This window comes from Streptomyces angustmyceticus (genome assembly GCF_019933235.1).
In the GTDB taxonomy this organism is placed as follows: Bacteria; Actinomycetota; Actinomycetes; order Streptomycetales; family Streptomycetaceae; genus Streptomyces; species Streptomyces angustmyceticus.
Map to the genome: position 1 here is coordinate 7,018,224 of NZ_CP082945.1, position 22,182 is coordinate 7,040,405.

General features: G+C 69.0%; 12 protein-coding genes, 3 rRNA genes and 1 pseudogene. 10 read left to right on the forward strand and 6 right to left on the reverse strand.

Annotated elements, in window-relative coordinates:
- Positions 1-112: 112 nt before the first annotated feature.
- Positions 113-1,303: a lipid-transfer protein gene (locus K7396_RS31380; RefSeq protein WP_176605159.1), complete on the reverse strand. Its 1,191-nt coding sequence runs from the start codon at positions 1,301-1,303 to the stop codon at positions 113-115.
- Between the two features lie 198 nt (positions 1,304-1,501).
- Positions 1,502-1,924, reverse strand: a pseudogene (locus K7396_RS31385) (Zn-ribbon domain-containing OB-fold protein); the annotation flags it as partial.
- Between the two features lie 167 nt (positions 1,925-2,091).
- Between K7396_RS31385 and K7396_RS31390 the strand changes: the two are divergent.
- The 4 genes from K7396_RS31390 to K7396_RS31405 all read left to right on the forward strand — a co-directional run bounded on the left by K7396_RS31390 (position 2,092) and on the right by K7396_RS31405 (position 6,291).
- Positions 2,092-3,198 (forward strand): ABC transporter ATP-binding protein, encoded by a 1,107-nt coding sequence (locus K7396_RS31390; RefSeq protein WP_086716475.1) that lies wholly within the window; start codon positions 2,092-2,094, stop codon positions 3,196-3,198.
- Positions 3,199-3,417: 219 nt separating this feature from the next.
- Positions 3,418-4,593, forward strand: coding sequence for an ABC transporter substrate-binding protein (locus K7396_RS31395; RefSeq protein ID WP_086716476.1), 1,176 nt, complete (start codon positions 3,418-3,420; stop codon positions 4,591-4,593).
- 13 nt (positions 4,594-4,606) lie between these two features.
- Positions 4,607-5,455 carry an ABC transporter permease gene (locus K7396_RS31400; RefSeq protein ID WP_086716477.1) on the forward strand — a complete coding sequence of 283 codons (849 nt, stop codon included), beginning with the start codon at positions 4,607-4,609 and terminating at the stop codon, positions 5,453-5,455.
- A gap of 23 nt (positions 5,456-5,478) precedes the next feature.
- Positions 5,479-6,291, forward strand: coding sequence for an ABC transporter permease (locus tag K7396_RS31405; protein WP_086716478.1), 813 nt, complete (start codon positions 5,479-5,481; stop codon positions 6,289-6,291).
- 186 nt (positions 6,292-6,477) lie between these two features.
- Here K7396_RS31405 and K7396_RS31410 read toward each other — a convergent pair whose 3' ends face one another.
- Together K7396_RS31410 and K7396_RS31415 are read right to left on the reverse strand one after the other, a co-directional pair.
- A complete protein-coding gene (locus tag K7396_RS31410) occupies positions 6,478-7,323 on the reverse strand; it encodes a M15 family metallopeptidase (protein ID WP_086716479.1) in 846 nt (281 codons plus the stop codon).
- A gap of 192 nt (positions 7,324-7,515) precedes the next feature.
- Positions 7,516-9,912, reverse strand: coding sequence for a glycoside hydrolase family 31 protein (locus K7396_RS31415; protein WP_152105277.1), 2,397 nt, complete (start codon positions 9,910-9,912; stop codon positions 7,516-7,518).
- Between the two features lie 340 nt (positions 9,913-10,252).
- Between K7396_RS31415 and K7396_RS31420 the strand changes: the two genes are divergently transcribed.
- Positions 10,253-12,283: an acetoacetate--CoA ligase gene (locus tag K7396_RS31420; RefSeq protein WP_086719208.1), complete on the forward strand. Its 2,031-nt coding sequence runs from the start codon at positions 10,253-10,255 to the stop codon at positions 12,281-12,283.
- Positions 12,284-12,432: 149 nt separating this feature from the next.
- Positions 12,433-13,359: a hypothetical protein gene (locus tag K7396_RS31425; protein ID WP_152105272.1), complete on the forward strand. Its 927-nt coding sequence runs from the start codon at positions 12,433-12,435 to the stop codon at positions 13,357-13,359.
- 97 nt (positions 13,360-13,456) lie between these two features.
- Here the strand turns inward: K7396_RS31425 and ptsP are convergent, their stop codons facing one another.
- Positions 13,457-15,127, reverse strand: a complete 1,671-nt coding sequence (gene ptsP / locus K7396_RS31430) for a phosphoenolpyruvate--protein phosphotransferase (protein WP_152105273.1) — start codon at positions 15,125-15,127, stop codon at positions 13,457-13,459.
- A gap of 77 nt (positions 15,128-15,204) precedes the next feature.
- Complete coding sequence (locus tag K7396_RS31435) at positions 15,205-15,654, reverse strand: PTS sugar transporter subunit IIA (protein WP_152105274.1); 450 nt, start codon at positions 15,652-15,654, stop codon at positions 15,205-15,207.
- Positions 15,655-16,253: 599 nt separating this feature from the next.
- On the opposite strand from K7396_RS31435, the gene K7396_RS31440 reads away from it, so the two are divergent.
- The 4 genes from K7396_RS31440 to K7396_RS31455 all read left to right on the forward strand — a co-directional run bounded on the left by K7396_RS31440 (position 16,254) and on the right by K7396_RS31455 (position 22,150).
- Positions 16,254-17,782: ribosomal RNA gene (locus K7396_RS31440) — 16S ribosomal RNA — on the forward strand.
- A gap of 305 nt (positions 17,783-18,087) precedes the next feature.
- Positions 18,088-21,207: ribosomal RNA gene (locus K7396_RS31445) — 23S ribosomal RNA — on the forward strand.
- Between the two features lie 73 nt (positions 21,208-21,280).
- Positions 21,281-21,397: ribosomal RNA gene (rrf, locus tag K7396_RS31450) — 5S ribosomal RNA — on the forward strand.
- Together the 16S, 23S and 5S rRNA genes form the textbook arrangement of a ribosomal RNA operon.
- Positions 21,398-21,541: 144 nt before the next feature.
- A complete protein-coding gene (locus tag K7396_RS31455) occupies positions 21,542-22,150 on the forward strand; it encodes a CDP-alcohol phosphatidyltransferase family protein (RefSeq protein ID WP_086719138.1) in 609 nt (202 codons plus the stop codon).
- Positions 22,151-22,182 lie beyond the last annotated feature (32 nt).

A 22,182-nucleotide genomic window follows, 5' to 3' on the forward strand; every position in this document is an offset into this window, starting at 1 on the left:
TTCACCGGTGATGAGGGGGCGTCAAGGTCGCGGACAGCGCGGGATGCCGACGGCCGGCGACCGGGGGAGCGGGACCGTGCACCGCGCCGTCAGGCCCGCCGCCCGCCGCCGCTCACCGCACCGCGACCACCGCCGACCCGTGCCCGAACAGCCCCTGGTTGGCGGTCACCCCCACCCGGGCGCCCGCCACCTGCCGCGCGCCCGCCCGCCCCCGCAACTGCCAGGTCAGCTCGCAGACCTGGGCGATGGCCTGGGCCGGCACCGCCTCGCCGAAGGAGGCCAGACCCCCGCTGGCGTTCACCGGCAGCCGCCCGCCCAGCGCCGTCGCCCCGTCCCGCAGCAGCTTCGCGCCCTCGCCCGCGCCGCACAGCCCCAGATCCTCGTACCACTCCAACTCCAGCGCGGTGGACAGGTCGTAGACCTCGGCCAGGGACAGGTCCTCGGGGCCGATCCCGGCCTCCTCGTAGGCGGTCTGCGCGATCGACGCCCGGAAGCCGGTCTCCGGCTCCGGTACGGCGGCCGCGGAGTCGGTGGCGATGTCCGGAAGGTCCAGCACCGTCCGCGGATACCGCGGGGTGGCGGTGGAGACCGCGCGGATCCGCACCGGATCCGTGACGCCGTGCCGGCGGGCGAAGTCCATGCTGGTCAGGACCAGTGCCGCGGCACCGTCGGAGGTGGCGCAGATGTCCAGCAGCCGCAGCGGATCGCACACCACGGCCGACGCGGCGACCTCCCGCGCGGTGACCTGCTTGCGGTAGCGGGCGTACGGATTGGCCGCGCCCGCCGCCGAGTTCTTCACCTTGACCCGGGCGAAGTCGTCGGTCGTGTCGCCGTACAGCTCCATCCGGCGGCGCGCGTACAGCCCGAAGTACGCCGGGTTGGTGGCGCCCAGCACCCGGAACCGCAGCCAGTCGGGATCGTCGGGCCGGTCGCCGCCCGCCGGGGCGAAGAAGCCCTTGGGCGCCGCGTCGGCGCCCACCACCAGGGCCACGTCCGCCATCCCCGAAAGGATCTGCGCCCGCGCGGTGCCGATGGCCTGCGCGCCGGACGCACAGGCCGCGTAGACGCTGGTCACCCGCGCGCCCTGCCAGCCCAGTGCCTTGGCGAAGGTCGCGCCCGCCACATAGCCGGGGTAGCCGCCGCGCACGGTGTCCGCGCCGACGATGCTCTGCACGGCGCACCAGTCGAGCCCGGCGTCCGCCAGCGCCGCCCTGGCCGCCTTCGTCCCGTACTCGACGAAGCTGCGCCCCCACTTCCCCCAGGGATGCATCCCGGCGCCCAGTACGGCCACGTCTCCGGCCATGGCCAGGTCTTGGGCCATGCCCATGTGGCCGGAGGAGGCGGTGTCAGGGTGCTCTGGGCCTCCCCCTACCCGCCGCCCACCCGCGCCCTTGGTCTTTTCCCCACCGCCCACGCCCCTTCGGGGGGTGGGCGGGCGTAGAGATGCGGTCTCCGCCCGCGGCCCGTCGCTCGCGCCCTCCGCCACACCCCCCGAACCCCGCCCGCACGGCCGCCAATGCCACGTCGTCCGCACGTCGCCGCCGTCCCCCTCGCCCCCGTCGACGGTCCCGGGAACCAGCTCGACCTCCATGCCCACGCACAGATCCGCGGCGCGGACGCCCGGCGCAGCCTGCCCGAGGACCACCATCCGTTCCTCCGTCAGCTCCACGGCGACCAGGGCGTACGGCCGCCACTCGGCCTCCGGATCGGAGACGTAGGGGGAGGGCGGACGGTAGCGCGCGTCGGTGTAGGACCAGACCGTGCCGCGCCGGGACAGCTGCACGTCCGCCAGCTCGTCACCCCCACACGCGGGGTTGCGGCAGAAGGCGTCCTCGCGGGGAAAGAACACCGCACCACAGGCTCGGCAGCGCGTCCCCAGCAGCCAGAAACCCGCCGCGTCCTGATCGAACCACCCCGGCACCACCGGCTTCCGTGTCTGTGCCACAGACCCTCCCCGGAACTTGACCGAACTGACCGAACTGACGGCATTGGCGAAACTGACGAACCGTCAGGAGTGTGACACGCTGCCGCCCCGCACGGAACCCCGGTACAGTCGCCGGGCGATCAAGCCGTTCACGAGGGGGAGCGCCCGTGACCGAAGCCGCCCGTACCGACGCCCGTCCCGCCCCCACGGCAGCCGCGCCGCCCGCCGTACGGCTCACCGCCGTCACCAAGGAATTCGGTGCGCTGCGTGCCGTCGACGGCGCCGAGCTCACCATCGGGGAAGGTGAGTTCTTCTCCCTCCTCGGCCCCTCCGGCTCGGGCAAGACCACTCTGCTGCGCTTGATCGCCGGCTTCGAACGGCCCGCCTCGGGCCGTATCGAACTCGCCGGCCGCGAGGTCACCGCACTTCCGCCCAGCCGCCGCGACGTCCACACCGTCTTCCAGGACTACGCGCTCTTCCCCCATATGACCGTCGAGCAGAACGTCGCCTACGCGCTCACTGTCGCCGGGGTGCGCAAACCCGAACGCCTCGCCCGTGCCCGTGCGGCCCTGCGTACCGTACGCCTCGACGACCACGGCCCGCGCCGGCCCGACCAGCTCTCCGGCGGCCAGCGCCAGCGCGTCGCCCTGGCCCGTGCTCTGGTCGACGCCCCCGGGCTGCTGTTGCTCGACGAACCCCTCGGCGCTCTCGACCTCCAGCTGCGGCAGGAAATGCAGCGGGAACTCCAGCGCATCCAGCGCGCCACCGGGGTCACCTTCCTCCTCGTCACCCACGACCAGGAGGAGGCGCTGACGCTCAGCGACCGCCTCGCCGTGCTCGACCGCGGCCGTATCGTGCAGACCGGCTCGCCGCTGGAGATCTACGACCGTCCGGCCACCGCGTTCGTCGCGAGTTTCATCGGTACCACCAACCTGCTGCGGGACCAGGCCGCGGTCCGTGTGATCGGCGCCCCGGGCACGTACAGCCTCCGCCCCGAGCGCATCCGGGTCGTCGCTCCGGACGACGACCCGAAAGATGGCCCGAACGGCGGCCCGGCCGTCGCCCCGGGGCCGGGGGAGCGGTGTGTGCCCGGCAGGATCACCGAGATCGCGCACGTCGGTGCCCACACGCGCGTGGTGGTCCGCCTCGACGCAGGCGACGACCAGCTCACCGCCGTGCGGCTGAACTCCACGGACCTGCCGGACGCCGCCCGTCCGGGCGCCGCCGTCCATCTGCTGTGGAACGCCGCCGACGCCCTACCGCTGCCGGACTGAGGCCGCTGCCGGGCTGAGGCCGGTGTCCGGCGGGGCTCGCTGCCAGGAGAGGCCGATTCCCCGGCTCAGGCACTTTTTCCGCCGAGGCCGGTGCCGCCTGGGGGATCGTCGTACAACGCACCGGGGCGCATCCCGGTTCCCGACGCGCTCTGGTGGCAGACGGTCAGCTTCCGGATACTGGCGGGGCTCGACAGCCGTGTGCGACAGCGGGAGTTCACCATGCGCAATGCGAATCCGTGGAAGGCCGCAGTGGCGGCCGGGGTCCTGGCGCTGGTCGCCGCCTGCGGCTCCGGCGGCGGAACGCACGACGGGGGAGTCGCCGAACAGCGGAGCGTCGGCAAGGGCGAGGGCCGCGTCGACATCATCGCCTGGGCCGGATACGCCGAGGACGGCTCCAACGACCCCAAGGCCGATTGGGTGCACCCCTTCGAGAAGCAGACCGGCTGCAAGGTCAACACCAAGACCGCCGGGACCTCCGACGAGATGGTCTCGCTGATGAAGACCGGCCAGTACGACACCGTGTCCGCCTCCGGCGACGCCACCCTGCGCCTGATCGCCGCCGGGGACGTGGCGCCCGTCAACACCCGGCTGGTACCGAACTACCGCGACATCTTCAGCGGCCTGAAGATGCGCCCGTTCAACTCCAAGGACGGGAAGATGTACGGCATCCCGCACGGCCGCGGCGCCAATCTGCTGATGTACCGCACCGACAAGGTCTCCCCGGCCCCCGACTCCTGGAAGGCTGTCTTCGACGGCGCCGCGAAGTACGCGGGCAAGGTCACCGCCTACGACTCGCCCATCTACATCGCCGACGCCGCCCTCTACCTGATGAAGACCCGTCCCGCACTCGGCATCAAGGATCCGTACGCCCTGGACCGCACCCAACTCAACGCCTCCGTGGCCCTGTTGAAGAAGCAGCGACAGCAGATCGGCGAATACTGGAGCGAATACCAGAAGGAAGTCACCGCCTTCAAGGGCGGCGACAGTGTCCTCGGCACCACCTGGCAGGTCATCGCCAACACCGCCGCCGCGGAAAAGGCCCCCGTCAAGGCGGTCCTCCCCAAGGAGGGGGCCACCGGCTGGTCCGACACCTGGATGGTGTCCGCCAAGGCCGCCCACCCCAACTGCGCCTATAAGTGGCTCAACTGGATCGTCTCCCCGAAGGTGAACGCCCAGGTCGCCGAGTACTTCGGCGAGGCACCCGCCAACCGCAAGGCCTGCAAGGAGACCGCCGACCCCCGGCACTGCGACGTCTACCACGCTGATGACGAGTCCTACTACCGCCGCGTCCACTTCTGGACCACCCCCGTCCCGCAATGCCTCGACGGCCGCAAGAACGTCAAGTGCACCGACTACGCGGAATGGACCCGCGCCTGGACGGAGATCAAGGGCTGAGCGCGGGCACCGGGTGTCCGCCACGAACCATGAGCCCCGCACCCGCGGCCGGCTCGCCGCGCTCCTCGCCCCGCCGCTCCTGTGGCTGGTCCTCGCCTACCTCGGCTCCCTCGCCGTCCTCCTGCTCTCCGCCTTCTGGACCACCGACCCCTTCACCTCGGATGTCGTCCACACGTGGACCACCGACAACTTCCGCGACATCCTCACCACCCCCGTCTACCGCACCGTCGCCCTGCGCACCCTCGGTATCGCCGTCGCCGTCACGCTCCTCGACGCCCTGCTCGCGCTGCCGATGGCCTTCTTCATGGCGCGGGTGGCGGCCGGCCGGCTGCGCCGCGCCCTGCTGGTGGCCGTGCTGACCCCGCTGTGGGCCGGCTATCTGGTCAAGGCGTACGCCTGGCGGGTGATGCTCGGCGAGCACGGCATCGTCAACGCGGCACTCGCCCCGCTCGGCCTGCACGGCCCCGGATACGGCACGGCCGCCGTCGTGCTCGTGCTCGCCTACCTCTGGCTGCCGTACATGATCCTGCCGGTCCAGGCCGCCCTGGAACGGCTGCCCGCCCACCAGCTGGAGGCCTCCGCCGACCTCGGCGCGGGCACCGTGCGGACCCTGCGCTCCGTAGTGGCCCCCGCCGTCCGTCCCGCGCTCCTGGCGGGTTCCGTCTTCACCTTCTCGCTCTCCCTCGGCGACTACCTCACCGTGCAGATCGTCGGCGGCCGCACCCAGCTGCTGGGCAATGTCATCGGGTCTCAGGTCACTCTCGATCTGCCGCTCGCCGCGGCGCTCTCCGCGGTTCCGGTCGCCCTCGTCGTCTGCTACCTCGCCGCCGTCCGCCGGGCCGGCGCGCTCGACTCGCTCTGACCGGAACCGAAGGAGGCAGCCGGATGCACCTCACCCGCACCGCCCGGATCGTCCTCGGCTGCCTCACGGCTGCCGGTCTGGCCCTGATCTACCTCCCCCTGCTCCTGGTCCTGCTCAACTCCGTCAACGCCGACCCCTCGTTCGCCTGGCCGCCCCGCGCGCTGACCGGCGAGTGGTGGAGCCGCGCCCTGCACAGCGCGGGCGCCCGCGACGCCCTGTGGACCTCGCTGCGGGCGGGCCTGGGCGCCACCGCCGTCGCCCTGCTCCTCGGCTCGCTCGCGGCCTTCGCCGTGCACCGCCACCGCTTCTTCGGACGGCAGACCGTCTCGTTCCTGATCGTGCTGCCGATCGCCCTGCCCGGCATCGTCACCGGCATCGCCCTCAACGCCGCTTTCCGCACCGTCCTCGCGCCGCTGGGCATCGGCTTCGGACTCTTCACGGTCGTGGTCGGCCATGCCACCTTCTGCGTCGTCATTGTCTTCAACAACGTCGCCGCCCGGCTCCGCCGCACCGCTCCGTCCCTGGCCGAGGCCTCCGCCGACCTGGGCGCCCGCCCCTGGCAGACCCTGCGGTACGTCACCTTCCCGGTGCTGCGCCCGGCGCTGTTCGCCGGCGCGCTGCTGGCCTTCGCGCTCTCCTTCGACGAGGTCGTGGTGACCACCTTCACGGCGGGCGCGGGCACCAAGACGCTGCCGATCTGGATCTACGAGAACCTGGCCCGCCCCCACCAGGCGCCGGTCGTCGATGTGCTCGCCGCGCTGCTGATCGCCCTGTCGGTCATCCCGGTGTACGCCGCCCAGCGGCTCTCGTCGGACACCGCGGGCGGTCGGCTCTGAGCGTACGGACCGGCGTCCGGCTCCCGGCCGGCGCGCGCACGAGGACGCTGGTTCCCCGAAAGGGTGACTCCGCGGACTTCCGTCGAACCGGACGCGGTCCGGCCGCGTCCCTCACAGCAGGGTCCGGGGCACGGGATCGACGGGGGTGATTCGGTGCCCCGGCCCGTCGGCGGCGTGCGCGCCCGGTCAGTGCCGTACGAGCGACCGCCGTGCCACCGGGAAGTCGAAGTAGGTGTCCGGGAACGTCTCCGGGGTGAAGGTGTAGTGCCACCACTCGTACGGGTAATTGACGAACCCGGCGCGCTCCATGCCCTCCTTGAGCAGCAGCCGGTGTGCCCGCTGCGGGCCCTTGATCCGCGGGTCGAGGGTGTGCGCCAGCGTGTCGAAACAGTCGAAGCCGGTGCCCATGTCCAGCCCGTTGTCCGGGAAACGGGCCGCCTTCGGGCCGTAGCACGACGACAGCGGCTCCCCGGGGACGTACGGCCGGGTGGGCAGGGCCGGCAGCCGCACCAGCGTCAGATCGAGGGTGCTGCCCCTGCTGTGCCCGGACTTCTCCGCGATATAGCCGTCCCGGAACAGCACCGACTTGTCGACCCGCGGATAGAACTCGGCCTTCATCCGCTGGTCGCCGAGGTCCTTGGCCCAGCGCACGAAGTGGTCCACCGCACGCTGCGGCCGGTAGCAGTCGTAGACCTTGAGGGAGTACCCCCGGCGCAGGAACGAGCGCTGTGCCCGGTGCAACGCGCGGGCCGCGTCCCGGGTCAACAGGCACATCGGCGCCCGGTAGCCGGTCACCGGCACCCCCATGAAGTCGTGCGGGGTGGCGTAGCGCATCTCCTGAATGATCGTGGGGTCCACGTCCCGCAACGCGACGAACTCCCGTGGCGCCTTGGGGTCGTTGGACGCGGGCGATGACGGCGACGGGCGGTGCGGGACGGTGCCCGCCGCCGCGCCCGAAGGCACGGCGGCGACGGCGATCAGCGCGGCGGCAGCGGCGGCGAGGCCGCGCAGCGCGGCAGCAAGTCTGGGCATGGACACCGTCTACCAGCGCCGCAGCCGGAGGGGAAGCCCCACCGGGCAACCGTCCGCGGCCCAAAGGGGCGCCGCAACCGCCCCTCCCCCCAACCGCTCGCCGCGCCACCGTCCGCAGAGCCGCCCCGCGGAGCGACCACCCACGGCGCCAACGGCCCTCCGTGCCCGCCCCGCAGCGCCGCCCCCGCCCCGCTACCCCTCCGCCCCGCCGTCCACCCCCCGCACCCGCACCGGATACCCCACCGCGCCCCCGTCCCGCCGCTCCACGACCACCCGGTCGTCCTCCCGCCGCGAGGTGAAGCGTTCCACCGTCGGCCGCTGCCAGCCGTCCCCGGCGTCCGGCACCACCAGCCCGCTGCCCCCGCGCCCGGCCGCCGGCGCCCACACCTCCAGCTCCGTCCCGCCGTCCGCGCCCGTCACGGGCAGCACCGCACCGGCCCGTGCCAGCACCGGAATCCGCGACAGCGGCGCCTCCACCCACACCTGCCCCGGGCCGTCGTACGCCCGCCCGGTCGCCGTGTCGTACCACCGTCCGCGCGGCAGCCGCACCGGCCGCCGGGTCACCCCCGCCGCCAGCGCCGGCGCCACCAGCAGCGCGTCCCCGAGCAGGAAGGCGTCCTCGCAGTCCCGCAGCGCCCGGTCCCGCGGCGCGCTCCACCACACCGGCCGGACGTAGGGCGCGCCGGTCAGCCGCGCCAGCTGGCCCAGCGTCCCGAAGTACGGCAGCAGCCGCTGCCGTTCGCGCAGTGCCCCACGGGTGTGCTCCAGCACCTCGTCCCCGTACTCCCACGGTTCCCGTCGCCCGGCCCCGATCGCCGAATGCGTACGGAACAGCGGCAGGAAGGCCCCCAGTTGGAACCACCGCAGATACAGCTCGGGGGACGGCACCCCGGAGAACCCGCCGATATCGGGACCGCTGTACGGCACCCCGCACAGCCCCAGCCCCAGCACCAGTGACAGCGAGGCCCGCAACCCCGCCCAGCCCGTCGCCACATCGCCCGACCAGGAGCCGCCGTAGCGCTGCATCCCGGCCCAGCCCGAGCGGGAGAAGAGGAACGGCCGCTCGGCCGGACGCAGTTCGCACAGCCCCTCGAAACCGGCCCGTGCCATGGCCAGCCCGTAGACGTTGTGCGCCTCGCGGTGGTCGCCGCCCCGGCCCTCCAGGGCGTGCCGTGCCGAACGCGGCAGCGTCCGCTCCCCGAACGCGGTGAACGAGACCGGCTCGTTCATGTCGTGCCAGACGCCCGAGAAACCCTGCGCCAGCCGCTCTCCATACAGCGCACCCCACCACTTGCGCACCCGCGCATCGGTGAAGTCCGGGTACACCGACTCGCCCGGCCACACCACCCCGCGCACCTCGCGCCCCCGCGCGTCCCGTACGAAGGCGTCCGCCGCCGCCCCGCTCTCGTACACCGCGTCCCCCGGCTCCGCCTTCACCGCCGGATCCACGATCGACACCAGCCGCACCCCGTCCGTCCGCAACTCCCGCGCCAGACCCGGCAGATCCGGATAGCGCTGCCGGTCGACGGTGAAGACCCGGTGCCGGTCGAAATGGTCGATGTCCAGATGGACCGCGGACAGCGGAAGCCCGCGCTCCCGGTAGCCGGCCACCACCCGGCGCACCTCCTCCTGGCCGCCGAAGCCCCAACGGGCGTGCTGGTACCCCAGCGCCCACCGGGGCGGCAGCGCGGGCGCCCCGGTCAGCGCCGTCCAGCCCTGCAGCACCCGGGCGGGCGTGCCCACCAGCACCCAGTAGCGCAGCGGCCCGCCGTCCATCCGCAGTTCACAGGTGCCCGGCCGGTCGTGCCCCGAGCCCGCGCCCTCCGCGCCCTCGCGCAGCGACACCCGGCCGTCCCAGGAGTTGTCGTGGAAGACCAGATGCGTACCGGCGTCCGCCACCACCAGCTGCACCGGCATCGTCAGCGACAGCGGATCGTCCCCCGGCCCGAAGGCGCCGCCCGGATCGGTGTTCCACAGCCGGTACACCCCCTCCCGCAGCCGCGGCCCGTGCGCCCGCCCGCCGAGCCCGAAGAACCGGGCGTCGGCGGCGACCTCCGCCCGCTGCACCCAGCGCGAGGCGCCGTCCCCCTCGGCCCGGCCGTCCGCGCCCTCCCCGGTGACGCGGTCCCACCAGCGCGGCGGCAACTCCCGCCGCAGCACCGCCCCGCCCGGCGTCCGCACCTCCACCGCCCCGTGCCGGGACACCACCACCAGCACCCGCTCGGAGACCACCCGCCAGCCGCCCTCGGTATCGGGCTCCAGCACCGCCCGCGCGTCCACGTCCGGACACGCCCCGGCCAGCGCGTACGACGGTTCCGGCCCGGCGCCCTCCCAGCCGCAGAACACCGCACCGCCCGAGGCCACCCGCACCCGCAGCGACGACCGGGCGAAGTGGATCACCCCGCCGCCCGGCTGGGGCTCCGCGCCGCGCGCCGCCCCCGGTACCCGCGCCCGCTCCGCGCCGCGCCGCGGCAGCGCCAGCGCGTCCGCCCGCCGCGCCCGCCACGCCGCACGCACGGACCGTAGCCCCTGCGCCGGCCCGATCGCCTTGATCATCCGTACCGACCGCACCAGATCCCGCCCGTCCATGCCGGTCAGCCTGCCATTGACGGCCGGGTGCGCGGGCACCGTTCAACTGCCGTTCACCTGCACAGGGTCACGCTCGGCCACCCTCGGGCCCGCGGATCGTCACCCGATGGCCGAATCCCGCCGAATGTCCCGCCGCGCACCGCGGAACCAGTTCCTCCGACGTGCCGCCACCACACCCGCCACCCCCCGAATGTGGGCGGCCCACCCTGGTGCCCGAGTCGATCACGTGGCATCGTCCAGGCAAGCCGTGTCACGCGCACACGCCCAGCGACTGGGCCGGGGGACCCCCACCGCTGTGCGCGCCCGACGCCCACGACGCGTACCGCCCGGGAGCCGCATCATGACCACCGCACCGCAGTCCGCCCCGCAGCCGGAACCCCTCTGGCAACCAGGCCCGGACCGGATCGCCGGCGCGCAGGTCACCCGCTTCCACACCTGGGCGGCCGCGCACCACGGCGCGCCCGCACCCACCCCCGGCGACCCCGCCACGAGCTACGCCGCCCTGCACCGCTGGTCCGTCGACGACCTCCCGGCCTTCTGGCAGGCCACCGCCGAGTGGTTCGACGTCCGCTTCGCCACCCCGTACGACACCGTCCTCGCCGACCGTGCGATGCCCGGCGCCCGCTGGTTCCCCGGCGCCACCCTCAACTACGCCGAGCACGCCCTGCGCGCCGCCCAGGACCCGGCCCGCGCCGGCGACCCCGCGCTGCTGTACGTCGACGAGACCCACGAGCCCACCCCCGTCACCTGGGCCGACCTGCGCGCCCAGGTCGGCTCGCTGGCCGCGGAACTGCGCCGCCTCGGCGTCCGCCCCGGCGACCGCGTCAGCGCCTACGTCCCCAACATCCCGCAGGCCGTCGTCGCCCTCCTCGCCACCGCTGCGGTCGGTGCCGTATGGACCTCCTGCGCCCCCGACTTCGGCGCCCGCAGCGTGCTCGACCGCTTCCAGCAGACCGAACCCGTCGTCCTGTTCACCGTCGACGGCTACCGCTACGGCGGCAAGGAACACGACCGCCGCGACACCGTCGCCGAACTCCGCGCCGAACTCCCCACCCTGCGCGCCGTCGTCCACATCCCGCTGCTCGGCACCCCCGCCCCCGAAGGCGCCCTGAACTGGTCGGACCTGACCTCGAACGACACCGAACCGGTCTTCGAACAGGTCCCCTTCGACCACCCGCTGTGGGTCCTGTACTCCTCCGGCACCACCGGCCTGCCCAAGGCCATCGTCCAGTCCCAGGGCGGCATCCTCCTCGAACACCTCAAGCAGACCGGCCTGCACTGCGACCTCGGCCCCGACGACCGGTTCTTCTGGTACACCTCCACCGGCTGGATGATGTGGAACTTCCTCGTCGCCGGCCTCCTGGTGGGCGCCACGATCGTGCTCTACGACGGCAGCCCCGGCCACCCCGACATCTCCGCCCAGTGGCGGGTCGCCGAAGCCACCCGCGCCACCGTCTACGGCACCTCCGCAGCGTACGTCATGGCCTGCCGCAAGGCCGGCATCCACCCGGCCCGCGACCTCGACCTCTCCGCGATCACCTGCGTCGCCACCACCGGCTCCCCGCTCCCGCCCGACGGCTTCCGCTGGCTGCACGACTCCTTCGCGGAAAGCGGCGCCGACCTCTGGACGGCCTCGGTCAGCGGCGGCACCGACGTCTGCAGCTGCTTCGCCGGCGCCGTCCCGACCCTCCCGGTCCACATCGGCGAACTCCAGGCCGCCTGCCTCGGCACCGACCTGCAGGCATGGGATCCCCAGGGCAAGCCGGTCACCGACGAGGTCGGCGAACTCGTCGTCACCAACCCCATGCCGTCCATGCCCACCCGCTTCTGGAACGACCCCGACGGCACCCGCTACCACGACAGCTACTTCGACATGTACCCCGGCGTCTGGCGGCACGGCGACTGGATCACCGTCACCTCCCGCGGCAGCGTCGTCATCCACGGCCGCTCCGACTCCACCCTCAACCGCCAGGGCGTCCGCATGGGCTCCGCCGACATCTACGAGGCCGTCGAACGCCTCCCCGAGGTCCGCGAATCCCTCGTCATCGGCCTGGAACTGCCCGACGGCGGCTACTGGATGCCGCTCTTCGTCCACCTCGCCCCCGGCGCCACCCTCGACGACGCCCTGCGCGACCGCATCAAGCGCACCATCCGCGAAGAGCTCTCGCCCCGCCACGTCCCCGACGACATCATCGAGGCCCCCGGCGTCCCGCACACCCTCACCGGCAAGCGCATCGAGGTCCCCGTCAAGCGCCTCCTCCAGGGCACCCCGCTCGACAAGGCCGTCAACCCCGGCTCCGTCGACAACCTCGAACTGCTCCGGTTCTACGAGAACGTGGCCCGCGACCGCGCCGCCGACCACGCGCAGTAGGCCCCCGCCGCGCCGGACCGCCGGGCCACCCACGCCCTCCGGTCCGGCGCCCGGCCGCATTGTCAGACCCCCCGATTACTCTCGGTGACAAGTGAGGTTCCGGCCGCCGGCGCGCACACCACGCCGGCGCAACGCACCCAGGGGGAGTCATGACATCCGCATCCCGGCACACCGACCCGTCCACCGCCCGCCGCGCACTACGCCGCGAAATCCCCAGCAGCGCCGCCGTCCTGGCCGACGAACGCGACTTCACGGCCATGCGCCGCTACCGCACCTTCCCGTTCGACGACCACCGCAGCTACCTCCGACAGCTGGAGACCCTGCTGCGCCGCCTCGCCGCCCAGGGCGTGCTCACCACCGTCAGCCTCTTCGACCCGGCCGCCTACGAGAAGTACTGCGCCGACCTCGCCCTGGACCCCGACCGTCCCGACAGCCGCAGCCGCTACACCGCCGAAGCCGCCCGCACCGGCGCCACCCTGACCTACCAGGGCGAACCCCTGAGCCAACTGCTCCCGTTACTCGTCGAGGAAGCCGACCGCCAGGCCACCTGGGACCACGCCTCCGGCGTCCTGGCCCGCGCCGGCCGCTGCGACGCGTGCGGCGACGACCTCGCCCACGCCGCCTTCGCCCGCGCCACCCAGGCCCTCCAGGAACTCCTGACCTCCCTCGGCGACGGCACCCACCACCTCGTCTGCTCCGTCGCGGCCGCCGAACCGCCCCTCCTCGCGGTCCTGCACGCCACCGGCGACGACGGCGCCCGGCCGCAGCTCGCCGAATCCGAGACCCTCGTCTTCTGCACGGTCCTCGCCGCCGGCTTCGCCCTGCGCGCCCCCGGCGGCCTCGTCTCCCGCACCACCACTCCTCCCGCCGCCCGCACCGCCACCAGCGACGGGCCCCGCGAAACGGTCCGCGGCTGGGCCCTCGGCGACTCCTGGCTGCGCCCCCTCGGCGCCGCCGAGGTCTTCACCGCCTACTGCACCGACGCCGAAACCGGCGAGCCCATCCCACCCGAGCACGGCGTCGACTACGCCCCCGGCCTCCCGCTCACCACCCCACCCGACCCCCACCACCACTGACCACACCACCCACCCGGCGCACCAAAGACAAGGGCCGCCCCGTCACAAAGGGCGGGACGGCCGTCACCACTCCGGCGCCGCACGGCACCGCGCCGGATCACTCCCCGGAGAGCACCGCCTGCGCGGCGGCCCGCGCGTCCTCGGCGCTGTCCGCGGCACGGGCCGCGGCCGCCGCCCGCTCGCACTGCGCCAGCGTGTGCTTGGACAGCGTCGCCCGCACATACGGAATCGACGCCGCACCCATCGAAAGGCTGGTGACACCGAGCCCCGTCAGCACGCACGCCAACAGCGGATCCGATGCCGCCTCACCGCAGACACCACAGCTCTTGCCCTCGGCCTTCGCCGCCTCGGCCGAAGCCGCCACCAGATCCAGCAGCGCAGGCTGCCAGGGATCCTGCAGCCGCGAAACCGCACCCACCTGACGGTCCGCCGCGAAGGTGTACTGCGCCAGATCGTTGGTCCCCAGCGAAAGGAACTCGACCTCCTGCAGAATCGACCGCGCCCGAAGCGCCGCGGACGGAATCTCCACCATCGCCCCGAACTTCGCCCGCAGCCCGGCCTCCCGGCAGGCATCGGCGAACGCCTTGGCGTCGGCCCGGTCCGCCACCATCGGCGCCATGACCTCGAGGTAGACCGGCAGCCCTTCGGCCGCCCTGGCCAGCGCCGTCAGCTGCGTCCGCAGCACCTCCGGATGGTCGAGCAGGGTCCGCAGACCCCGCACGCCCAGCGCCGGGTTCGGCTCGTCGGCCGGCGTCAGGAACTCCAGCGGCTTGTCGGCACCGGCGTCCAGCACCCGCACCACGACCCGCCCCTCGGGGAAGGCCTCCAACACCTTGCGGTACGCATCGACCTGCTTCTCCTCGGACGGCGCGTTCTTGCTGTCGTCCAGGAAGAGGAACTCCGTACGGAAGAGCCCGACACCCTCCGCCCCGGCCTCGACCGCCGCGGGCACATCACCGGGACCACCGACATTCGCCAGCAGCGGCACCTTGTGCCCGTCGGAGGTGGCACCCGGCCCGGACGACGCCGCCAGCGCCGCCCGCCGCTCCGCCGCGGCCTGCTCCAGCGTCGCCCGCCGCTCGGCGTCCGGCTCGACGAAGACCTCACCGGTGCTGCCGTCGACGGCGATGACCGTGCCCTCGACCAGCTCACCCGCACCCGGCAGCGCGACGATCGCCGGCACCCCCAGCGCCCGCGCCAGAATCGCGCTGTGGCTGGTCGGCCCGCCCTCCTCGGTCACGAACCCGAGCACCAGCGTCGGGTCCAGCAGCGCGGTGTCGGCCGGCGCCAGATCCCGCGCGATCAGCACATACGGCTCATCGCTGTCCGGCACACCCGGCATCGGCACACCCAGGAGCCGGGCGACGATCCGGTTGCGCACATCATCGAGGTCGGCCACCCGGCCCGCGAGGTACTCACCGGCACCGGCGAGCAGCGCCCGGTAGGCGGCGAACGCGTCGTACACCCCGCGCTCGGCCGTGGAGCCGACGGCGATCCGCCGCTCGACATCAGCCATCAGCTCGGGGTCCTGAGCCATCAGGGCCTGCGCCTCCAGTACGGCCTGCGCCTCACCGCCCGCCAGGTTCCCCCGCGCTATCAGGTCGGCGGCAACAGCTTCCACGGCCTGGCGGGCACGCCCCTGTTCGCGCTCCGCCTCGTCCGCCGGAATCTGCTTGGCCGGCGGCTCCAGGACCGCCGTGCCCATGTGCCGCACCTCGCCGATCGCCACACCGTGGCTGACGCCGACGCCTCGCAGCGTTGTCTCCATTGCACCCGTCTCCGGTTGATGCGGCGGACCGGGCCGCCGCGTTGGATGTCGTACCTGCCGTACGGGACGGCGCCCGGCTACTGCCAGGAGAAGAGCTGGTCGCCCGCCTTGATGTCGCCGGCCTCGCTCACCTCGCCGAGCGAATCGGCAGTGGCCTCCAGCGCGACGACCGGGCACACCGGCGACTTGCCGGCCGCCTCGACCGCGGCCGGGTTCCAGCGCACGATCTCCTGCCCACGAGCGACGGTGTCACCCTTGTTCACAAGCAGCTCGAAGCCCTCTCCGTTGAGCTGAACGGTGTCGATCCCGAGGTGGGTGAGCACACCGTGCCCCTCGGAGTCGACGACGACGAACGCGTGCGGGTGCAGTGATACGAGAACCCCGTCGACGGGCGAAACAGCGGTGGACGGTTCACGAACGGGGTCGATGGCGGTACCGGGACCCACCATCGCTCCGGAGAACACCGGGTCGGGCACAGCCGCGAGTCCGATGGCGCGTCCTGAAAGAGGGGACGTCACGGTGGTCATGGGAAGCCTCCCAGGGGTGGAGATTCATCAGGCCGCCGTCACTACCTGTCCTGGACGGCGCACCGTTCAGAAGCGTAAGTCATAAGAACTGACGGTTCCGCATGAGAGACGCCGGTTGCCCACCGCGCGTCATGCCGAATCGATTTGCCTCGCCCACAGCAGGGCTGTACTGTCTGAGACCTGCCCCAGACAGCCAGGACGCAATCAACTGCGTCCGGTTGAGGTGGGCGGCACTCCCAGCGTCTTGATCGCGACTCAAGAATTGCGCGCTTCTGCTTGTCTGCAGAAAAGCAGCGGTTCGAAAGCCGAAAAGGGCCTGATAGAGTGTGAAACACCGAAGGGAAGCGCCCGGAGGAAACCCGAGAGGGAATCCAAAGGAAGCGTCCGTTCCTTGAGAACTCAACAGCGTGCCAAAAGTCAACGCCAGATATGTTGATACCCCGTCCGCCGGAACATTCCGGTGGATGAGGTTCCTTTGAAAAGCCCACCACGGCCCCATGGGTCGGGGTGGCACACACAGCGAGGACGCTGTGAACGACCGGACCTATTCCGTCTGGTTGTTCCGCTCTCGTGTGTGTTGACCCGATTACGGGTAAACATTCACGGAGAGTTTGATCCTGGCTCAGGACGAACGCTGGCGGCGTGCTTAACACATGCAAGTCGAACGATGAACCTCCTTCGGGAGGGGATTAGTGGCGAACGGGTGAGTAACACGTGGGCAATCTGCCCTTCACTCTGGGACAAGCCCTGGAAACGGGGTCTAATACCGGATACGACCTCCGACCGCATGGTCTGGTGGTGGAAAGCTCCGGCGGTGAAGGATGAGCCCGCGGCCTATCAGCTTGTTGGTGGGGTGATGGCCTACCAAGGCGACGACGGGTAGCCGGCCTGAGAGGGCGACCGGCCACACTGGGACTGAGACACGGCCCAGACTCCTACGGGAGGCAGCAGTGGGGAATATTGCACAATGGGCGAAAGCCTGATGCAGCGACGCCGCGTGAGGGATGACGGCCTTCGGGTTGTAAACCTCTTTCAGCAGGGAAGAAGCGAGAGTGACGGTACCTGCAGAAGAAGCGCCGGCTAACTACGTGCCAGCAGCCGCGGTAATACGTAGGGCGCAAGCGTTGTCCGGAATTATTGGGCGTAAAGAGCTCGTAGGCGGCTTGTCACGTCGGATGTGAAAGCCCGGGGCTTAACCCCGGGTCTGCATTCGATACGGGCAGGCTAGAGTTCGGTAGGGGAGATCGGAATTCCTGGTGTAGCGGTGAAATGCGCAGATATCAGGAGGAACACCGGTGGCGAAGGCGGATCTCTGGGCCGATACTGACGCTGAGGAGCGAAAGCGTGGGGAGCGAACAGGATTAGATACCCTGGTAGTCCACGCCGTAAACGTTGGGAACTAGGTGTGGGCGACATTCCACGTCGTCCGTGCCGCAGCTAACGCATTAAGTTCCCCGCCTGGGGAGTACGGCCGCAAGGCTAAAACTCAAAGGAATTGACGGGGGCCCGCACAAGCAGCGGAGCATGTGGCTTAATTCGACGCAACGCGAAGAACCTTACCAAGGCTTGACATACACCGGAAAACCCTGGAGACAGGGTCCCCCTTGTGGTCGGTGTACAGGTGGTGCATGGCTGTCGTCAGCTCGTGTCGTGAGATGTTGGGTTAAGTCCCGCAACGAGCGCAACCCTTGTTCTGTGTTGCCAGCATGCCCTTCGGGGTGATGGGGACTCACAGGAGACTGCCGGGGTCAACTCGGAGGAAGGTGGGGACGACGTCAAGTCATCATGCCCCTTATGTCTTGGGCTGCACACGTGCTACAATGGCCGGTACAATGAGCTGCGATACCGCGAGGTGGAGCGAATCTCAAAAAGCCGGTCTCAGTTCGGATTGGGGTCTGCAACTCGACCCCATGAAGTCGGAGTTGCTAGTAATCGCAGATCAGCATTGCTGCGGTGAATACGTTCCCGGGCCTTGTACACACCGCCCGTCACGTCACGAAAGTCGGTAACACCCGAAGCCGGTGGCCCAACCCCTTGTGGGAGGGAATCGTCGAAGGTGGGACTGGCGATTGGGACGAAGTCGTAACAAGGTAGCCGTACCGGAAGGTGCGGCTGGATCACCTCCTTTCTAAGGAGCATCTAGACGGCCGCAAGGTTGTCCAGAGCCACTACGTCGGCAAACGTCCGACGGTGGATAGCTCATGGGTGGAACGTTGACTATTCGGCACACTTGATTCTCTGGAAGTTAGTACTGCTTCGGCGTGGAACGCATCCGGGAGGTCGAGTGGGCCGGGCACGTTGTTGGGTATCTGAGGGTACGGACTGTTGAGTCTGGACCTTCGCGATGCCGGCCCCAGTGAACTCAGCCTTCGGGTTGGGGTGGTGGGTGGCTGGTCGTTGCTTGAGAACTGCACAGTGGACGCGAGCATCTGTGGCCAAGTTTTTAAGGGCGCACGGTGGATGCCTTGGCACCAGGAACCGATGAAGGACGTGGGAGGCCGCGATAGGCCCCGGGGAGCTGTCAACCGAGCTTTGATCCGGGGGTGTCCGAATGGGGAAACCCGGCAGTCGTCATGGGCTGTCACCCGCTGCTGAACACATAGGCAGTGTGGAGGGAACGCGGGGAAGTGAAACATCTCAGTACCCGCAGGAAGAGAAAACAACCGTGATTCCGGGAGTAGTGGCGAGCGAAACCGGATGAGGCCAAACCAGTTACGTGTGATACCCGGCAGGGGTTGCGTGGCTGGGGTTGTGGGATCTCTTTTCTGCAGTCTGCCGGCTGTGGGACGAGTCAGAAACCGTTGGTGTAGGCGAAGGACATGCGAAAGGTCCGGCGTAGAGGGTAAGACCCCCGTAGCTGAAACATCAACGGCTCGTTTAAGAGACACCCAAGTAGCACGGGGCCCGAGAAATCCCGTGTGAATCTGGCGGGACCACCCGTTAAGCCTAAATATTCCCTGGTGACCGATAGCGGATAGTACCGTGAGGGAATGGTGAAAAGTACCGCGGGAGCGGAGTGAAATAGTACCTGAAACCGTGTGCCTACAAGCCGTGGGAGCGTCGCACAAGGACTTGTCCTTGTGTCGTGACTGCGTGCCTTTTGAAGAATGAGCCTGCGAGTTTGCGGTATGTTGCGAGGTTAACCCGTGTGGGGAAGCCGTAGCGAAAGCGAGTCCGAAGAGGGCGTTGAGTAGCGTGCCCAAGACCCGAAGCGGAGTGATCTAGCCATGGGCAGGTTGAAGCGGAGGTAAGACTTCGTGGAGGACCGAACCCACCAGGGTTGAAAACCTGGGGGATGACCTGTGGTTAGGGGTGAAAGGCCAATCAAACTCCGTGATAGCTGGTTCTCCCCGAAATGCATTTAGGTGCAGCGTCGTGTGTTTCTTGCCGGAGGTAGAGCACTGGATAGGCGATGGGCCCTACCGGGTTACTGACCTTAGCCAAACTCCGAATGCCGGTAAGTGAGAGCGCGGCAGTGAGACTGTGGGGGATAAGCTCCATGGTCGAGAGGGAAACAGCCCAGAGCATCGACTAAGGCCCCTAAGCGTGTGCTAAGTGGGAAAGGATGTGGAGTCGCAGAGACAACCAGGAGGTTGGCTTAGAAGCAGCCACCCTTGAAAGAGTGCGTAATAGCTCACTGGTCAAGTGATTCCGCGCCGACAATGTAGCGGGGCTCAAGCACACCGCCGAAGTCGTGTCAATGCAGTAATACTCCTAACGGAGGCTGTGTTGGGTAGGGGAGCGTCGTGTGCCGGGTGAAGCAGCCGTGGAAACGAGTTGTGGACGGTTCACGAGTGAGAATGCAGGCATGAGTAGCGATACACACGTGGGAAACGTGTGCGCCGATTGACTAAGGGTTCCTGGGTCAAGCTGATCTGCCCAGGGTAAGTCGGGACCTAAGGCGAGGCCGACAGGCGTAGTCGATGGACAACCGGTTGATATTCCGGTACCCGCTTTGAAACGCCCAATATCGAATCCATTAATGCTAAGGCCGTGAAGCCGGCCTGGAGTCTTCGGACGAAGGGACGTGGTGGAGCCGCCGATCCAAGGTGGTAGTAGGTAAGCGATGGGGTGACGCAGGAAGGTAGTCCAGCCCGGGCGGTGGTTGTCCCGGGGTAAGGGTGTAGGGCGCTGTCTAGGCAAATCCGGACAGCTTGAAGCCTGAGACCTGATGCCGAGCCGATTGTGGTGAAGTGGATGATCCTATGCTGTCGAGAAAAGCCTCTAGCGAGTTTCATGGCGGCCCGTACCCTAAACCGACTCAGGTGGTCAGGTAGAGAATACCGAGGCGTTCGGGTGAACTATGGTTAAGGAACTCGGCAAAATGCCCCCGTAACTTCGGGAGAAGGGGGGCCATTGCTGGTGATGAGTCTTGCACTCTGAGCTGGTGGTGGCCGCAGAGACCAGCGAGAAGCGACTGTTTACTAAAAACACAGGTCCGTGCGAAGCCGTAAGGCGATGTATACGGACTGACGCCTGCCCGGTGCTGGAACGTTAAGGGGACCGGTTAGTCGACCTTCGGGTCGGCGAAGCTGAGAACTTAAGCGCCAGTAAACGGCGGTGGTAACTATAACCATCCTAAGGTAGCGAAATTCCTTGTCGGGTAAGTTCCGACCTGCACGAATGGCGTAACGACTTCTCGACTGTCTCAACCATAGGCCCGGTGAAATTGCATTACGAGTAAAGATGCTCGTTTCGCGCAGCAGGACGGAAAGACCCCGGGACCTTTACTATAGCTTGATATTGGTGTTCGGTTCGGCTTGTGTAGGATAGGTGGGAGACTTTGAAGCAATCACGCCAGTGGTTGTGGAGTCATTGTTGAAATACCACTCTGGTCGTGCTGGATGTCTAACCTGGGTCCGTGATCCGGATCAGGGACAGTGTCTGGTGGGTAGTTTAACTGGGGCGGTTGCCTCCTAAAGGGTAACGGAGGCGCCCAAAGGTTCCCTCAGCCTGGTTGGCAATCAGGTGTTGAGTGTAAGTGCACAAGGGAGCTTGACTGTGAGACTGACGGGTCGAGCAGGTACGAAAGTAGGGACTAGTGATCCGGCGGTGGCTTGTGGAAGCGCCGTCGCTCAACGGATAAAAGGTACCCCGGGGATAACAGGCTGATCTTCCCCAAGAGTCCATATCGACGGGATGGTTTGGCACCTCGATGTCGGCTCGTCGCATCCTGGGGCTGGAGTCGGTCCCAAGGGTTGGGCTGTTCGCCCATTAAAGCGGTACGCGAGCTGGGTTTAGAACGTCGTGAGACAGTTCGGTCCCTATCCGCTGTGCGCGTAGGAGTCTTGAGAAGGGCTGTCCCTAGTACGAGAGGACCGGGACGGACGAACCTCTGGTGTGCCAGTTGTCCTGCCAAGGGCATGGCTGGTTGGCTACGTTCGGAAAGGATAACCGCTGAAAGCATCTAAGCGGGAAGCCTGCTTCGAGATGAGGGCTCCCACCCCCTTGAGGGGTTAAGGCTCCCAGTAGACGACTGGGTTGATAGGCCAGATATGGAAGCCCGGTAACGGGTGGAGTTGACTGGTACTAATAGGCCGAGGGCTTGTCCTCAGTTGCTCGCGTCCACTGTGTAGGTTCTGAAGTAACGACCTGTGTCATGTCCGGGTTGATATCTTCATAGTGTTTCGGTGGTCATTGCGTTAGGGAAACGCCCGGTTACATTCCGAACCCGGAAGCTAAGCCTTTCAGCGCCGATGGTACTGCAGGGGGGACCCTGTGGGAGAGTAGGACGCCGCCGAACAATCATTGTGGGGAGGCCCCGCACCGTATGGTGCGGGGCCTTTCTGCGTTGTCGTGGATCGGGGCCCCGCGGCACGGCCCGGCCGGCGGGGCGGGTAAGGTCAGGGTGCATCGTTGGCACATTTCCCCCACAGGAGGCCCCCGCGTGGAGGTCCAGGAGACGCGGGTCCAGACGGATCGCGTCCTCACCATCCCGAATATCCTGAGCATGGCGCGCCTCGTCGGCGTGCCGGTGTTCCTGTGGCTGATCCTGTGGCCGGAATTCGGTGGCCCGAACGCTGACCTCTGGGCACTCCTGATCCTGGCGCTGAGCGGCGTCAGTGACTATCTGGACGGCAAGCTCGCCCGGCGCTGGAACCAGATCAGCAGCCTGGGCCGTATCCTCGACCCGGCTGCCGACCGCCTCTACATCCTGTCGACGCTGGTCGGCCTGACCTGGCGCGAGATCCTGCCGCTCTGGCTCACCGGAGCCCTGCTGGCGCGGGAGCTGATGCTGCTCATCGCCGTCGGATTCCTCGGACGCCACGGCTACGGGCCTCCCCAGGTGAACTTCCTGGGCAAAGCGGCTACGTTCAACTTGATGTATGCCTTCCCGTTGCTCCTCCTGAGCGACAGGAGGGGCTGGCTTCACGAACTCGCCACGGTTTTCGGATGGGCGTTCGCAGGATGGGGTACGGCCCTCTACTGGTGGGCAGGGATCCTCTACGTGGTCCAGGTCCGTCGAATCATCAGGGCGGACGCCACGGCCGACTGAGCTCTCCGAACCGGCAGGTTGTGCCAGGGCCC

Excerpts from the sequence above, each read along its gene's own strand:
- K7396_RS31420 (WP_086719208.1), top strand. The coding sequence starts at position 10,253 with ATGACCACCGCACCGCAGTCCGCCCCGCAGCCGGAACCCCTCTGGCAA.
- K7396_RS31425 (WP_152105272.1), top strand. The coding sequence starts at position 12,433 with ATGACATCCGCATCCCGGCACACCGACCCGTCCACCGCCCGCCGCGCA.
- K7396_RS31410 (WP_086716479.1), bottom strand. The coding sequence starts at position 7,323 with ATGCCCAGACTTGCTGCCGCGCTGCGCGGCCTCGCCGCCGCTGCCGCC.
- K7396_RS31395 (WP_086716476.1), top strand. The coding sequence starts at position 3,418 with ATGCGCAATGCGAATCCGTGGAAGGCCGCAGTGGCGGCCGGGGTCCTG.
- K7396_RS31415 (WP_152105277.1), bottom strand. The coding sequence starts at position 9,912 with ATGGACGGGCGGGATCTGGTGCGGTCGGTACGGATGATCAAGGCGATC.
- K7396_RS31380 (WP_176605159.1), bottom strand. The coding sequence starts at position 1,303 with ATGGCCGGAGACGTGGCCGTACTGGGCGCCGGGATGCATCCCTGGGGG.
- K7396_RS31435 (WP_152105274.1), bottom strand. The coding sequence starts at position 15,654 with ATGACCACCGTGACGTCCCCTCTTTCAGGACGCGCCATCGGACTCGCG.
- ptsP (WP_152105273.1), bottom strand. The coding sequence starts at position 15,127 with ATGGAGACAACGCTGCGAGGCGTCGGCGTCAGCCACGGTGTGGCGATC.
- K7396_RS31405 (WP_086716478.1), top strand. The coding sequence starts at position 5,479 with ATGCACCTCACCCGCACCGCCCGGATCGTCCTCGGCTGCCTCACGGCT.